Raw genomic sequence first — 14,799 nt, 5'->3', positions numbered from 1 at the left:
AAAACCGTATGTGCGGAATCGTCGGTTACATCGGCAAGCGTGACGTGGCACCGCTGCTGCTGGAGGGCCTGCAGCGGCTGGAGTACCGCGGCTACGACTCGGCGGGCATCGTCGTGAACAGCCCGAAGGCGTCCACCCTGAAGGTGGTCAAGGCCAAGGGTCGTGTCCGCGAGCTGGAGTCCCGCGTCCCCAAGCGCTTCGCCGGCACCACCGGCATCGCCCACACCCGCTGGGCCACGCACGGCGCCCCGAGCGACATCAACTCGCACCCGCACCTGGACGCCGAGAACAAGGTCGCCGTCGTCCACAACGGCATCGTCGACAACGCCTCCGAGCTGCGCGCCAAGCTGGAGGCCGAGGGCGTCGTCTTCGTGTCGGAGACCGACACCGAGGTGATCGTCCACCTGATCGCCCGCTCCGAGGCCGAGTCCCTGGAGGACAAGGTCCGCGAGGCCGTCAAGGCGATCGAGGGCACCTACGGCATCGCCGTCATGCACGCCGACTTCGCCGACCGCATCGTCGTCGCCCGCAACGGCTCCCCGGTCGTCCTCGGCATCGGCGAGAAGGAGATGTTCGTCGCCTCGGACGTCGCCGCGCTGGTCGCGCACACCCGCCAGGTCGTCACCCTCGACGACGGCGAGATGGCCACCCTGAAGGCCGACGACTTCCGGACCTACACCACCAGCGGTGCCACCACCACCGCCACCCCGGAGACCGTGGAGTGGGAGGCCGCCTCCTACGACATGGGCGGCCACGACACGTACATGCACAAGGAGATCTCCGAGCAGCCCGACGCGGTCGACCGCGTGCTGCGCGGCCGGATCGACGACCGCTTCAACACCGTGCACCTCGGCGGCCTGAACCTGGACCCGCGCGAGGCGCGCGGCATCCGCCGGGTCAAGATCCTCGGCTGCGGCACCTCGTACCACGCGGGCCTCATCGGCGCCGGCCTCATCGAGGGCATGGCCCGCATCCCCGCGGACGCCGAGCCGGCATCCGAGTTCCGCTACCGCAACCCGGTCGTGGACCCCGACACCCTCTACATCGCGGTCTCCCAGTCGGGCGAGACGTACGACGTGCTCGCGGCCGTGCAGGAGCTCAAGCGCAAGGGCGCCCGCGTCCTCGGCGTGGTCAACGTGGTCGGCTCCGCGATCGCCCGCGAGGCCGACGGCGGCGTGTACGTGCACGCCGGCCCCGAGGTCTGCGTCGTCTCCACCAAGTGCTTCACCAACACGGTCGTGGCCTTCGCGCTGCTCGCCGTTCACCTGGGCCGCATCCGGGACCTGTCGGTCACCGACGGCAAGCGGATCATCGAGGGCCTGCGCAAGCTGCCCGCGCAGATCCAGGAGATCCTCGACGGCGAAGCGGACATCAAGAAGCTCGCGGCCGAGTTCGCCGAGGCCAAGTCGATGATGTTCATCGGCCGGGTGCGCGGCTACCCGGTGGCCCTGGAGGCCTCCCTCAAGCTGAAGGAGATCTCCTACATCCACGCCGAGGCCTACCCGGCCTCCGAGCTCAAGCACGGCCCCCTCGCCCTGATCGAGCCCTCGCTGCCGACGGTCGCGATCGTTCCGGACGACGACCTGCTGGAGAAGAACCGCGCGGCGCTGGAGGAGATCAAGGCCCGCAGCGGCCGGATCCTGGCGGTCGCCCACCGTGAGCAGGAGAAGGCGGACCACACCATCGTGGTCCCGAAGAACGAGGACGAGCTGGACCCGATCCTGATGGGCATCCCGCTCCAGCTGCTGGCGTACCACACGGCCCTCGCCATGGGCCGGGACATCGACAAGCCGCGCAACCTGGCGAAGTCGGTCACCGTCGAGTAGCCGACGGCCCCCCGTCATAAGAGTCGACCCCCGTGCGCGGTGCGCACGGGGGTCGATCCTTTCGGATCCCGGTGGATCCCGGGGTCCTCAGCTCGCGGCGACCGCGCCGCGCCGGGACCTGCCGACGGCCATCGGCCAGTGCGCCAGGGCCGCGGTGGCCCCGTACCAGGCCAGCAGCCCGGACACGGCGGCGACCCAGCCGCCCGCCTTGGCGAGCCCGCCGCTGTCCATGAAGGAACCTATCGCCAGCAGGACGAGCGACAGGGTCAGCAGGCCGTAGACGCCCTGGCTGAACAGACCGCTCGCGGCGGCGACCGTGAGGGTCAGCGCGAGCATCGCGAACAGGACGAGAAACGTCCCGGCGGCTTCGTCGGAGACCGAGGCCCCCGCGCCCTTGGCCCAGGTGAACCAGAAGATGCCGAGGCCCGCGAAGGCGGTGCCGTTGAACCCGTCGCCGCCGCGGTACTCCAGGAGTCCGAGGAGGAACAGGGCCGCGCCGCCGACGTACATCGCGAGCGACACGGAGTTGGCAGCGGACACGCCGTGGATGACACCGGTGTGGCCGATACCGAACGCGAGAAGGGTGAGACCCAGGGCGAGGTGCCCGAGGGTCGAAGTCGAGGCCGTGCTTCCCGCAGAGACACCATTGTCCACGGCGGGCTCCCTTCGATCTGCAGTTGTTTGCTGCGTCCCAGCAGCATTTATCTACCCTTTACACGGGTGCACAACCGCACAATCGGCTTAACAGAGGGTCACGGAATGACAACAACGGGTCGCTGTGCGCGCTTGGCCAGCCGGCCGGCCACCGAGCCGAAGATCCGGCCCACGATCCCGTGCGTCGAGCCCACCACGATGGCGTCGGCCGAATACTCCCGGCCGACCTCCTCCAGCTCATGGCAGATGTCACCACCCCGCTCGACCAGGATCCACGGCACTTCCGCCAGATAGTCCGCACAGGCGAGTTCCAGCCCCAGCACCTCGGTGCGGTGGTCCGGCACGTCCACGAAGACGGGCGGCTCGCACCCCGCCCACACGGTGGTGGGCAGCCGGTTGGCGACGTGGACGATGATCAGACCCGATCCGGAGCGCCGTGCCATGCCGATCGCGTACGCGAGGGCACGCTCACTGGACGTGGAGCCGTCGAATCCCACAACGACTCCGTGCCGGAAGGCCGGATCGCAGGGCATGCGTGTCTGTTCCACCGCGCGCAGATCGGCGGCCGACGCGGGATCGGCGAGGCGTTTGCGCTTGCGGTCCGCGGGTTCGGAGAATTCGTGACCGGCCATGGGTGTCTCGGCGAAGAGGTCCTTGGAGGAAGCAACAGGGGCGAAATCGGCGACGCAGTGTGACGGAGCTCTGTCCGGGAAGCATCTTCCCAAGCCCATACCCACCAGGGTACGGCGACACTCCTGTCCTGCACAGGGCTTGCCGCCCTTGGAGAGCGTCCCAGGGAGCATGCCGGAGCGAGCGCTCCTTGGCAATGACCACTGTCCCCTACAGCCAGTGACGAGAGGGGGGCGGCGCCACCCGTGCGCGCAGTGACCGAGCCGCGCCGCGCGGCGTTGGACACGAGTCCGACCTCAGGTAAGAGCCCGCAGGGAGCACGCCGTGCCCGGTCATCCGGTTCACCCCGTCCAGCCAGCTCAGCCGACGCAGTCCGTCCGGTCCCTCCAGCCCGCCGACCCGGGCCCGCGGTCCGCCCCGTCGCCGCGCCCGGGACGCCATTCGTCCCTTCACCCGTCCGTGCACTCCGCCACCCGCGCCCAGGACGACCCCGCGGGTGACGTGGTGCGCTGGGCCGCCTTCAGCTGCCTGCTCGTCCCCGTCGTCCTCGTCGTCTACGGAACCTCCTTCGGCGGGGCGGCCGTCACCACCCTCGGCCTGCTGGCCGTGACGGCCGCCTGCCGGGTCCTGCTGCGCCACTCGGAGAAGGCGGAGCGGGCCGCCGCGCGGGTCCTGGCGGAGGAGCGGCCGCCGCCGTCCCGGCGCCGCCGGCACTCGCGCGGCGGGGCCGGGAACCGCCACGGCTGCCACGGCTCCGGAGCCGGGTCCCCGCAGGACTGACTCATTCGCACACCCACACACGCACGTTTTCAGCCAACTTCCCGGCAGGGTGCCCCCCTTGCCGGAATGTCCCCCCAACCCCCTCACCACCAGCGACTACAGAGCCCGAGGGGCGTAGAGGCCCTACGGGTACTGGCCACAGGCGAGCGGTGGACTTCCCATTCGGGTAGCGGAGCGGAACGCTTACTGATCGAATGCTTTTCGCCAAGTTGAGAAGTCGACATAGCGCTGCGTGCTGAACTTGTCACGCCGACACCACGGGACGCAGTAGATTCGATCATGTATTTACGGCGGGGGATCCACGTGCAAGGCCGAGGGGAAACGTGCAGGTGCGACCAGACCAAGGAGTCGCGACACCCAAGGGGGGCTTAGCGCCATGAGCCAGGATTCCACCGCCGTCGTCACAGACGCCGGCCGGAAGCTCGCGGGGCGTCGCCGCAGGGAGATCGTCGCGGTGCTGCTCTTCAGCGGCGGACCGATCTTCGAGAGCTCCATTCCACTTTCCGTGTTCGGCATTGACCGGCAGGACGCGGGAGTTCCACGCTATCGACTGCTCGTGTGCGCCGGTGAGGACGGTCCGCTCAGGACCACCGGCGGACTCGAACTGACCGCGCCATACGGGTTGGAGGCGATCGCCCGGGCAGGCACGGTCGTCGTTCCCGCCTGGCGCTCCATCACTTCACCACCGCCTCCCGAGGCGCTGGACGCACTGCGTCTGGCGCACGAGGAGGGGGCCCGGATCGTCGGACTGTGCACGGGAGCCTTCGTGCTCGCCGCCGCCGGTCTGCTGGACGGCCGGCCCGCGACGACGCACTGGATGTACGCGCCGACGCTGGCCAAGCGGTACCCGTCCGTCCATGTCGATCCGCGCGAACTGTTCGTCGACGACGGCGACGTGCTCACGTCCGCGGGCACCGCGGCCGGAATCGACCTGTGCCTGCACATCGTGCGCACCGACCACGGCAGCGAGGCGGCCGGGGCCCTGGCCCGCAGGCTCGTCGTGCCGCCGCGCCGCACGGGCGGTCAGGAGCGCTATCTCGACCGGTCGCTGCCGGAGGAGATCGGCGCCGACCCGCTGGCCGAGGTCGTCGCCTGGGCGCTGGAACACCTCCACGAGCAGTTCGACGTGGAGACCCTGGCGGCCCGCGCCTACATGAGCAGGCGCACCTTCGACCGCCGGTTCCGCTCGCTCACCGGCAGTGCGCCGCTGCAGTGGCTGATCACCCAGCGGGTGCTCCAGGCACAGCGACTGTTGGAGACGTCCGACTACTCGGTCGACGAGGTCGCCGGGCGCTGCGGGTTCCGCTCGCCGGTGGCCCTGCGGGGTCACTTCCGGCGGCAGCTGGGGTCCTCCCCGGCCGCCTACCGCTCCGCCTACCGGGCACGCCGGCCGCAGGCCGACGTCGCGCAGGTGGCCGACATCTCCGGGCCGGTTCCGCACCAGCGCACTCCGCAGCCCCACCGGGCGGCGGCGGCCCTGGCCGCGGCGGGCCCGACGGTGACGGAGCTCTACGCTCCGGGCCGGGTCCTGCGGGAACACGCGTAACCCCACCACGGGTACGACGAACGGAAGGTCCCCCATCGGTCACCGCCGATGGGGGACCTTCCGCATATGCGGTCCGCTCCGCGGGGGACCGCATAAGGTGGGACACATGAACGATCGCATGGTGTGGATCGACTGCGAGATGACCGGGCTCTCGTTGACGGACGACGCACTTATCGAGGTGGCCGCACTGGTCACCGACTCGGAGCTCAACGTGCTCGGCGAAGGCGTGGACATCGTGATCCGCCCGCCGGACGCGGCCCTGGAGACCATGCCCGACGTGGTGCGCGAGATGCACACCGCCTCGGGGCTGCTCGACGAGCTGGCCGGCGGCACCACCCTCGCGGACGCCGAGGCGCAGGTCCTGGCGTACGTGCGGGAGCACGTGAAGGAGCCGCGCAAGGCGCCGCTCTGCGGGAACTCGGTCGGCACCGACCGCGGCTTCCTGCTGCGCGACATGGCCGCGCTGGAGAGCTACCTGCACTACCGGATCGTGGACGTGTCCTCGGTCAAGGAGCTGGCGCGCCGCTGGTACCCGCGGGCCTACTTCAACAGCCCGCCGAAGAACGGCAACCACCGGGCGCTGGCGGACATCAAGGACTCCATCACCGAGCTGCGCTACTACCGGGAGGCGGTCTTCGTTCCGCAGCCCGGGCCCGACTCGGACACCGCCCGGACCATCGCCGCCAAGCACAGCGCGCCGGGCGCGTAGTACCTCCCGGAGGGGGGCGCGGGAAAGGGTGGAGCGAGCACCCTCCCGGACCCTGTACCCTTTTCTTCGGCCGGTCGGTTTTCCGACCGGACATGGTGGGTGTAGCTCAGTTGGTAGAGCACCTGGTTGTGGTCCAGGTGGCCGCGGGTTCAAGTCCCGTCACTCACCCTGCGGGAAGGCCCCGATCGCGAAGGCGATCGGGGCCTTCTGCTTTCCTACGACGACTCGCGGACCACCAGCCGGTTCGGCAGCACGACGGACGCCTCGGCCGTCTCGGCGGTCTCCCCCGCGATCCTCGCCAGCAGCACCTGCGCCATGGTGCGGCCCATCTCCTCGATCGGCTGCCGGACGCTGGTCAGCGGCGGATCCATGTGCCGGGCCACCACCGAGTCGTCGAAGCCGACCAGCGCCACGTCGTGCGGTACCCGGCGGCCGGCCGCGCGCAGCTCCCGCAGGGCGCCCGCCGCCATGACGTCCGAGGCGGCGAAGACCGCGTCGAGCCCAGGGCGGCGTTCCAGCAGCTCGCGCATGGCCCGTCGGCCGCCGTCCTCGGTGAAGTCGCCGACCGCGATCAGCGGCTCGTCGACGGGGCGGCCGACGGCGGCCAGGGCCTGCCGGTAGCCGTCGAGGCGGCACTGGGCCCCGTACACGTCCAGGGGTCCGGTGATCGTGGCGACCGTGCGGCGGCCCCGATCGAGGAGGTGACGCACCGCCTCGGCCGCGCCCGCGAGGTTGTCGGAGTCGACGGACGGCAGTGGCTCGGCGGCCGAGCGGCGGCCGCTGATCACGGTCGGGATGCCGAGCTCGGCCAGCAGCTCCGGCAGCGGGTCCCCGGCGTGGACGGAGACGAGCAGGACGCCGTCCACGCGGTGCCCGGACAGGTACTGGGCGAGGCGGCGGCGCTCGCGGTCGCTGCCGGCCAGGGTCAGGACGAGCTGGACGTCGGTCTCGGCGAGGGCGGCGCCGACCCCGCGGACCACTTCGGAGAAGTAGGGCTCGGCGAAGAAACGGGCCTCGGGCTCGGGGATCACCAGAGCGATGGCGTCGTTCCGGTTGGCCGCCAGCGCCCGCGCGGCGCGGTTCGGCACGTACCCCAGCTCCGCCACCGCGGCCTCGACCGCGGCCCGGGTATGCTCGCTGACCTTGGGGGATCCGTTGATCACCCGGGAGACCGTGCCGCGCCCTACCCTGGCGCGCGCCGCGACCTCCTCCAGCGTGGGCCGTCCCCCGCTGCGCCCGTGCCCGTTCATGGCTTCCTCCCGGTTGTGAATCTACCCCTTGACGACTGTGGGAGCGCTCCCACACTGTGTCACAGACACCCGGCACGTTCCGTCCTTCAGGGAGGATGCACATGCGAGCCCAAGCCCGAGTGCGAAGAAACCTCGTCACGGTGGTCACCGCGGTGGGAGCGGCCGCCCTGCTGCTCGCGGGGTGCGCGCAGGACCCGGCCGAGAAGCCGGACGCCGGCGCCCCGGCCGACGCCAAGGGGAAGACCACCCTCACCGTCGGGGTCTTCGGGGCCTTCGGCCTCAAGGAGGCCGGGCTGTACGACGAGTACATGGCGCAGAATCCCGGGGTCCGGATCGAGCAGACCTCCATCGAGCGCAACGAGAACTACTACCCCCAGCTCCTCACCCACCTGGGGACGGGCAGCGGGCTCGCGGACATCCAGGCCGTCGAGGTCAACAACATCGCCGAGATCACCGCCACCCAGGCCGACAAGCTCGTCGACCTCGGCAAGGCACCGGGCGTCGACAAGGCCGCGTACCTGCCGTGGAAGTGGGCGCAGGGCACGGCGAGCGCGGCGAAGGGCGGGGCCACGGTCGGCCTCGGCACCGACATCGGCCCGCAGGGCATCTGCTACCGCAAGGACCTCTTCGAGGCGGCCGGGCTGCCCACCGACCGTGCCGCGGTCGGGGCGCTGTGGGCGGGCGACTGGAACAAGTACCTGGAGACGGGCCGGGCGTACAAGGCGAAGGCCGGCGACGGGAAGGCCTTCGTGGACTCGGCGTCGGGCGTGATGGCGGCGGTGACCGGGAGCAGCGCCCAGCGGTTCTACGACGAGCAGGGCAAGGTCGTCTACAAGACCAACCCGGCGGTGCGCGGGGCCTTCGACCTGGCGGCCTCCTTCGCCACCGACGGGCTGAGCGCCAAGCTCCAGCAGTTCACCCCGGGCTGGGACCAGGGCTTCGCCAACGGCTCCTTCGCCACGGTCTCCTGCCCGGCCTGGATGCTCGGCTACATCCAGGACAAGGCGGGCCCGGCGGGCAAGGACAAGTGGGACGTGGCGCAGGCGCCGAAGCCCAGCAACTGGGGCGGCTCCTTCCTCGTGGTGCCGAAGGCGGGCAAGCACGCCCAGGAGGCGGCGAAGCTGGCGGCCTGGCTGACGGCCCCGGAGCAGCAGGCGAAGCTCTTCGAGAAGCGGGGCAGCTTCCCGAGCGCGAGCGCCTCGTACAAGCTGCCGTCGGTGTCGGGCGCGCAGCACGCGTACTTCGGCGGCGCTCCCATCGGCGAGATCTTCGCGAAGGCGGCGGAGGGGGTGCCGGTGACCGTGGTCGGCCCGAAGGACCTGGTGATCTCGCAGAACCTGGCGGACATCGGCATGCTCCAGGTCGACCAGAAGGGCCGTTCGCCGCAGGAGGCCTGGGAGGCCGCCGTGAAGGCGATCGACAACGCCCTGGACCAGTGAGGCGTCGGTGACGGACGAGACCACTGCCCTGTCCCCCTCCGCCGTCGGCCGGCAGCGGCCGGCGGCGGAGGGGGACGGCCGGGGCCGGCCGGGTCAGGTGTGGCGCTCGCGCCGCTACCGCTGGGACCTGCGCTTCAGTCCCTACGCCTTCGTGGCGCCCTTCTTCCTCTTCTTCGCCGCCTTCGGGCTGTTCCCGCTGCTCTACACGGGCTGGGCGGCGCTGCACCAGGTGGAGCTGACCGATCCCGACAGCATGACGTGGGTGGGGCTGAAGAACTTCACCCGACTGTGGGACGACGAGTTCTTCTGGAACGCGCTGCGCAACACCTTCACCATCGGGCTGCTGTCCACGGTTCCGCAGCTGGCGATCGCGCTCGGCCTGGCCCATCTGCTCAACTACAAGCTGCGCGGCTCCGCGTTCTTCCGGGTCGCGCTGCTCACCCCGTACGCGACGTCGGTGGCGGCCGCGACCCTCGTCTTCGTGCTGCTGTTCGGCCGGGACTACGGGATGATCAACTGGGCGCTCTCGGGGGTGGGTTTCGGGACGGTCGACTGGCAGAACGGCACCTTCGCCTCGCAGTTGGCGGTCTCCACCATCGTGATCTGGCGGTGGACCGGCTACAACGCGCTGATCTACCTGGCCGCCATGCAGGCCGTGCCGGGTGACTTGTACGAGTCCGCCGCGCTGGACGGGGCCTCGCCCTGGCAGCAGTTCCGGCACGTCACGGTGCCCTCGCTGCGGCCGACGATCTTCTTCACCTGTGTCGTGTCGACGATCGGGGCGACGCAGCTGTTCGGGGAGCCGCTGCTGTTCAACGGCGGTGGGGCTGCGACGGGCGGCTCGGACCACCAGTTCCAGACGCTCGGGCTGTACCTGTACGAGCAGGGCTGGGTGAACCTGCACCTCGGCCGGGCCTCGGCGATCGCGTGGGCGATGTTCCTGATCCTGCTGCTGATCGCCGGCGCGGCGCGGCTGCTGCGCGGACGGAAGGACTCCCGATGAGATCACTGCGCGCGGGCCGGTTCACGTACCTGGTGCTCGGCCTGTTCACGGCCGGCTCGCTCTTCCCGCTCGTGTGGACGGCGATCGCGGCCTCCCGGAACAGCACGCGGCTGGCGCAGACCCCGCCGCCGTTCTGGTTCGGCGGGAACCTGGGGCACAACCTCCAGGTCGCGTGGACCGACGCCAACATGGGCACCGCCCTGCTGAACACCGTGATCGTGGCGGGCACGGTCACCGCGGGCACCGTGCTCTTCTCCACGCTGGCGGGCTTCGCCTTCGCCAAGCTGCGCTTTCGCGGCCAACGGACGCTGATGGCGCTGGTGGTCGGGACGATGCTGATCCCGCCCCAGCTGAGCGTGGTGCCGCTCTACATGCTGATCGCGAAGCTGTCGTGGACCGACCGGCTCCAGGCGGTGATCCTGCCGACGTTGGTGGGTGCCTTCGGGGTGTTCTTCATGCGCCAGTACCTGGTGCACGCGCTGCCGATCGAGCTGGTGGAGGCGGCGCGCACCGACGGGGCGAGTTCCCTTCGGGTCATGTGGCACGTGGTGTTCCCGGCGGCCCGGCCGGCGATGGCGGTGCTGGGGATGCTGACCTTCGTCATGGCCTGGAACGACTTCTTCTGGCCGATCGTCGCGCTGACCCAGAACGGCAGCCCGACGGTGCAGGTGGCCCTGACCGGGCTCGGCCGGGGCTACATACCGGACCAGTCGGTCATCATGGCGGGCGCGCTGCTGGGGACGCTCCCGCTGCTGCTGGTGTTCATCGTCTTCGGCCGCCAGATCGTCGGCGGCATCATGCAGGGAGCGGTCAAGGGATGACGGACATGCGATTCCCCGAGGGTTTCCTCTGGGGCACGGCCACGGCGGCCTTCCAGATCGAGGGCGGTTCCGCCTCGCGCGAGGCCTCGATCTGGGACACCTTCTGTGCGACGCCGGGGAAGGTGTACGGCGGGCACACGGGCGACGTGGCGGCCGACCACCTCCGGCTGTGGCGCGAGGACGTGCGGCTGATGGCCGAACTCGGGCTCGGGGCGTACCGGTTCTCGGTGTCGTGGCCGCGCGTGCTGGCCGGCGGGATCGGCTTCTACGACGCGCTCGTCGACGAGCTCCTCTCCCACGGGATCACCCCCTGCGTGACCCTCTACCACTGGGACCTGCCGCAGGTGCTGGAGGCCGCGGGGGGCTGGCCCGAACGGGAGACGGCCTACGCCTTCGCCTCGTACGCGGCCCAGGTCGCGGCGGTGCTGGGCGACCGGGTGGAACTCTGGACCACGCTCAACGAGCCCTGGTGCAGCGCCTTCCTCGGCTACGCCTCCGGGGTGCACGCCCCGGGCCGCACCTCCCCCGCCGACTCGCTGCGCGCCGCCCACCACCTGAACCTGGCCCACGGCATGGCCGCCGCCGCGCTGCCCGCCGGGTCCCGGGCCGGCATCGCGCTCAACCCCAGCGCGGTCCGGCCGCTGACCCCGTCGGCCGCCGACGCGGACGCCGCCCGCCGTATCGACGCCCTCGCCAACCGGATCTTCACCGGGCCGCTGCTGCACGGCGCCTATCCGCAGGACCTGCTGGCGGACACGGCCCCGGTGACCGACTGGTCCTTCGTCCGCCCCGGCGACGAGGCACTGATCCACCAGCCGCTGGACTTCCTCGGCGTGAACTACTACACCCCTGCCGTGGTGTCGGCCTCCCCCGACGGGGACGGCCCGCGCGCCGACGGTCACGGCGGTACGGCCCATTCCCCCTGGCCCGCGGCGGACACGGTGGCCTTCCACCAACCGCCGGGCGAGCGAACCGACATGGACTGGTCGATCGACCCGAGCGGCCTGTACGACCTGCTGATGCGCTTCACCCGCGAGGCCCCCGGCCTGCCGCTGCTGGTCACCGAGAACGGCGCGGCGTACGCGCCTGACGTGCACGACCCGCTTCGCATCGCGTACCTGGAGGCCCATCTCGGCGCCATACACCGGGCCTTGGCGGACGGCGCCCCCGTCGAGGGCTATTTCCTGTGGTCGCTGCTGGACAACTTCGAATGGTCCTACGGCTATAGCAAGCGCTTCGGCATCGTGCACGTGGACTACGAGACCCAGGTCCGCACCCCGCGCTCCAGCGCCCACTGGTACGCCCGCCTGGCCCGCGACGGTGCCTTCTGACGGGCCCGGCGCGGGGCCTGGATCGGCTCCCTCAGCTGAGGCCACGCGTCGCGGCGCTCAGGCCGCGAAGGCGTCGGCGTGGTCTTCCACCCAGGTCTCGAAGGTGCGCGCCGGGCGGCCGGTGAGGCGCTCGACGCTGTCGGTGATCTCGACCGGGAGGCCGTCCGAGGAGGCCCAGAAGTCGAGCAGGGCGTCGGCATAGGGGCCCGGTATGTAGCCGTCGACCTCGGACTTCCACTGCTCGGCGGAGACGGCCTCGAAGGGTATGGGCCGCCCGAGGACATCGCCCAGTATCGCGAGCTGGGTCGCGAAGGTCAGCGACTGCGGACCGGTCAGGGTATAGGCGCGCCCTGCGAGGGCGGGGTCGGTGAGGACGGCGAAGGCCGCCTCGGCCAGGTCCGCCTCGTGGACGGGATCGCAGTAGGCGCCGGGGTAGGGCAGGTGGACCGGGCGGCCGGACTTCACCGACCAGGCCCAGCCCTGGGCATTGCTCGCGAAGGAACCCGGGCGCAGCAGGGTGGTGCGCAGCGGGGAGGCGGACAGGGCCTGTTCGACGGCGAGGTGGGACGCGGACAGCGGGCTGTCGGCGGCGTCGGGGGCGAGCACCGAGGAGGAGGACAGGAGCACGACGTGCTCGACGCCCACGTCGACGGCCTCCTTGACGAAGGCGTCGACCCCGGAGGCCTCCGCGTAGAGGAAGACGGAGCGGACACCGGCGAGGGCGTCGGGGAAAGTCGACGGATCGGTGAGGTCGCAGTGGACCGCATCGGGGGTGTCCCGCTCGCGGGAGCCGAGACGGCAGGGGACGCCGTGGGCGTCGAGGAGGGCACGGAGGCCGCGGGCGACGGCGCCGCGGCCGCCGGTGACGAGAATGGACATGGCTGACTGGTTCCTCATCTGGAGTTGGGCATAGAATCCACATGTGAAACAGATTCTGTGCGACACATTCTCTGCGTCACGCAGTTAAATTTGAAGCACGGAGGAGCCGATGTCAACCGATCCCACTCGTACGGGTGACGAGGAGTGGAGCCGCGCCGAGTTGCTCGCGCGCATCGTCACCGAGAGCCAGCGGCACTACGCCGACTACTCCCTCTTCAACCAGGCCATGGCGGACCACGTCGGCCTCCACCCCACCGACATGCAGTGCGTCGCCCTTCTCGACATGGAGCCCGGCCCCGTCAGCACCGGCGACATCGCCCGCCTCACCGGCCTGACCTCCGGTTCCGCCACCCGCCTCGTCGACCGCATGGTCAAGGCGGGCGTCGTCGAGCGGCACGCCGACCCGAACGACCGCCGCCGCTCCCTCGTCTCCCTCTCGCCCGCGGCCCGCGAGCGGATCGGCGCGGCGTGGGACACCCCCGGCCGTGCCTTCGGCGCCGTCCTGGAGAGCTACTCCGACAGCGAGCTCGCCGTCATCGCCGACTACCTGCACCGCGCCGCCGAGGTCGGCCGGGCCCAGGCCCAGCGACTCAACTCGGGGGAAACCGGCTGACGGTCTTCCGAGGGGTCCGTTCCGCCGCTCCCCTCCACGCGTTCCTCGCCCGGCGCGCCGACCGGCGCGGCCACCGGCCCGTGCTGCTCGTCGCCTGCGCCGCGAACCCGGCCGCCCTCCTCGCCCTGGTCGCGGCCGTCCTCGGCGTGCTGCCGCCGGCCGCCCGCGTGGCGCTCGCCGTCGCCGCCGGACTCACCGTGCCGCAGATCGGGCCGCTGGCCAGGGTCCGTTGGGCACGGCTCGCCGGTGCGGACAAGAGGCTGCCCGGGTCCGCCCTGTCCTTCCCCCTGGACGAGGTCGGATGCATGGTCGGTCCTGCGCTGGCCGGTCTTCTGGCCGTCACCGTGCACCCCGCCGCGGCGGTGCATCCGACCGCTCCGGGCCCGGCCGTGGCCGCCCCGGGCGCGCGGGCCGGCGTACGGCTGTGGTCGCCCGGGCTGGCCCTGCTGTGCGCGCTGGCGGTGCTTCAGGGGGCCGCCTGGAGCGCGGCGAACACCGGGGTCGACGCGCTCGCCGAATCGCTCGGCGAGGCGGGCGCGGCCGGGCTCGTGTGGGCTGCCATGGCCGTGACCAGCTCCCTCCGCTCGGGCTGACTGCGCTGCCACTGGCCCGGGCCGGTTGGCTGCGCCGCTCTGGCCGGGTACGAGGGGGCCGGTTGGGCCGGGGGCGGGCGCGCGTCGGGGCGTCTCCTCGGACGCCGAACGTGGCGAGGGGTCGGAGAGCGGAGCCTTGTTGCGTTCGGCGCCCTGCGGGGATCACCCCGACACACACCCACCCCCGGCCCAACCGGCCGGTCCGGGCTCGCCGGCGTTCGAGGCCCGGGGCCGGAGTCCCCGCAGCGGGGCCGTACCGCGGGGATCACCCCCACACAGCCGGCCCTGGCCTAACCTCTGGCGGCCGCGCCGCGTCGGGGGGCGGGGGCTGTCACGGCGAGGACTGCATCGCCGCCAGGCCCTTCGCCAGCTCCTCCGCGTTCATGACGGGGGACACCTCCAGCTCGGCGTTGAACTGCAGGAACATGTCCTCCATCAGCGCCGGCATCCGCGAGCTGTCGTCCAGGTCGAAGACCATCCAGCAGGAGCGGACGCCCTCGTGCAGACCGAAGTAGGCCGCCTCCGGCTTCACCGCGTCCATCAGCTTCCTGACCGCCTGGGGCAGCGAGCCGGTCTTGATGCCCTCGTTGGTGGCGACCGTGTCGAAGTGCGCCCTGAGCATGACTCTCATGCGTGGCTCCTTCCGTCACGCCCACACTCGGCGCGACCCGGGGGCGCGGCAACATCTGCGCCCCCGTCCGTGCGGCGGGGGATCCGGCGCTCGG

General features: G+C 71.3%; 15 protein-coding genes and 1 tRNA gene. 11 read left to right on the top strand and 5 right to left on the bottom strand.

All coding sequences use genetic code 11. The features are described from left to right. Positions 1–8 precede the first annotated feature (8 nt). Positions 9–1,826 (top strand): glutamine--fructose-6-phosphate transaminase (isomerizing), encoded by a 1,818-nt coding sequence (gene glmS, locus ACFYP3_RS11120; protein WP_388830142.1) that lies wholly within the window; start codon positions 9–11, stop codon positions 1,824–1,826. A gap of 87 nt (positions 1,827–1,913) precedes the next feature. Here glmS and ACFYP3_RS11115 read toward each other — a convergent pair whose 3' ends face one another. Together ACFYP3_RS11115 and ACFYP3_RS11110 are read right to left on the bottom strand one after the other, a co-directional pair. Then, complete coding sequence (locus tag ACFYP3_RS11115) at positions 1,914–2,480, bottom strand: acetate uptake transporter (RefSeq protein WP_388830139.1); 567 nt, start codon at positions 2,478–2,480, stop codon at positions 1,914–1,916. 98 nt (positions 2,481–2,578) lie between these two features. Beyond that, a complete protein-coding gene (locus tag ACFYP3_RS11110) occupies positions 2,579–3,112 on the bottom strand; it encodes a universal stress protein (RefSeq protein ID WP_030718175.1) in 534 nt (177 codons plus the stop codon). Positions 3,113–3,569: 457 nt separating this feature from the next. On the opposite strand from ACFYP3_RS11110, the gene ACFYP3_RS11105 reads away from it, so the two are divergent. The 4 genes from ACFYP3_RS11105 to ACFYP3_RS11090 all read left to right on the top strand — a co-directional run bounded on the left by ACFYP3_RS11105 (position 3,570) and on the right by ACFYP3_RS11090 (position 6,313). Further along, positions 3,570–3,890: a hypothetical protein gene (locus tag ACFYP3_RS11105; protein ID WP_388830136.1), complete on the top strand. Its 321-nt coding sequence runs from the start codon at positions 3,570–3,572 to the stop codon at positions 3,888–3,890. Between the two features lie 376 nt (positions 3,891–4,266). Then, positions 4,267–5,436, top strand: coding sequence for a helix-turn-helix domain-containing protein (locus tag ACFYP3_RS11100; RefSeq protein WP_388830133.1), 1,170 nt, complete (start codon positions 4,267–4,269; stop codon positions 5,434–5,436). 106 nt (positions 5,437–5,542) lie between these two features. Beyond that, positions 5,543–6,145 (top strand): oligoribonuclease, encoded by a 603-nt coding sequence (gene orn, locus ACFYP3_RS11095; protein ID WP_388830130.1) that lies wholly within the window; start codon positions 5,543–5,545, stop codon positions 6,143–6,145. A 95-nt stretch (positions 6,146–6,240) separates the two neighbouring features. Next, a tRNA-His gene (locus ACFYP3_RS11090) sits at positions 6,241–6,313 on the top strand. Between the two features lie 47 nt (positions 6,314–6,360). Here the strand turns inward: ACFYP3_RS11090 and ACFYP3_RS11085 are convergent. Then, positions 6,361–7,395, bottom strand: a complete 1,035-nt coding sequence (locus ACFYP3_RS11085; RefSeq protein WP_388830126.1) for a LacI family DNA-binding transcriptional regulator — start codon at positions 7,393–7,395, stop codon at positions 6,361–6,363. Positions 7,396–7,496: 101 nt separating this feature from the next. Here ACFYP3_RS11085 and ACFYP3_RS11080 point away from each other — a divergent pair, with 101 nt between their 5' ends. Genes ACFYP3_RS11080 through ACFYP3_RS11065 form a run of 4 tightly spaced genes read left to right on the top strand, consistent with a single transcriptional unit; the run spans position 7,497 to position 11,989 of the window. Continuing rightward, positions 7,497–8,834 carry an ABC transporter substrate-binding protein gene (locus ACFYP3_RS11080; protein WP_388830123.1) on the top strand — a complete coding sequence of 446 codons (1,338 nt, stop codon included), beginning with the start codon at positions 7,497–7,499 and terminating at the stop codon, positions 8,832–8,834. Positions 8,835–8,841: 7 nt separating this feature from the next. Then, on the top strand, positions 8,842–9,837 hold the full coding sequence (locus ACFYP3_RS11075; protein ID WP_388830120.1) for a carbohydrate ABC transporter permease: 996 nt from the start codon (positions 8,842–8,844) through the stop codon (positions 9,835–9,837). Next, complete coding sequence (locus ACFYP3_RS11070; protein WP_388830117.1) at positions 9,834–10,658, top strand: carbohydrate ABC transporter permease; 825 nt, start codon at positions 9,834–9,836, stop codon at positions 10,656–10,658. The genes ACFYP3_RS11075 and ACFYP3_RS11070 overlap by 4 nt, the downstream gene beginning before the upstream one ends. Continuing rightward, a complete protein-coding gene (locus tag ACFYP3_RS11065; RefSeq protein ID WP_388830114.1) occupies positions 10,655–11,989 on the top strand; it encodes a GH1 family beta-glucosidase in 1,335 nt (444 codons plus the stop codon). Before ACFYP3_RS11070 ends, ACFYP3_RS11065 begins: the two co-directional genes overlap by 4 nt. Positions 11,990–12,046: 57 nt before the next feature. Here ACFYP3_RS11065 and ACFYP3_RS11060 read toward each other — a convergent pair whose 3' ends face one another. Then, a complete protein-coding gene (locus ACFYP3_RS11060; RefSeq protein ID WP_388830111.1) occupies positions 12,047–12,868 on the bottom strand; it encodes an NAD(P)H-binding protein in 822 nt (273 codons plus the stop codon). Positions 12,869–12,977: 109 nt separating this feature from the next. Here ACFYP3_RS11060 and ACFYP3_RS11055 point away from each other — a divergent pair, with 109 nt between their 5' ends. Next, entirely contained in the window at positions 12,978–13,481 is a 504-nt protein-coding gene (locus ACFYP3_RS11055; protein WP_388830108.1) for a MarR family winged helix-turn-helix transcriptional regulator, read from the top strand. 80 nt (positions 13,482–13,561) lie between these two features. Further along, entirely contained in the window at positions 13,562–14,074 is a 513-nt protein-coding gene (locus ACFYP3_RS11050; protein WP_388830105.1) for a hypothetical protein, read from the top strand. 331 nt (positions 14,075–14,405) lie between these two features. Here ACFYP3_RS11050 and ACFYP3_RS11045 read toward each other — a convergent pair whose 3' ends face one another. Beyond that, positions 14,406–14,705: a DUF3303 family protein gene (locus ACFYP3_RS11045; protein WP_388830102.1), complete on the bottom strand. Its 300-nt coding sequence runs from the start codon at positions 14,703–14,705 to the stop codon at positions 14,406–14,408. Positions 14,706–14,799: the final 94 nt, after the last annotated feature.

The sequence above is a fragment of the Streptomyces sp. NPDC005533 genome (genome assembly GCF_042871845.1).
In the GTDB taxonomy this organism is placed as follows: Bacteria; Actinomycetota; Actinomycetes; order Streptomycetales; family Streptomycetaceae; genus Streptomyces.
This window is presented reverse-complemented; position numbering and strand designations above follow the sequence as displayed.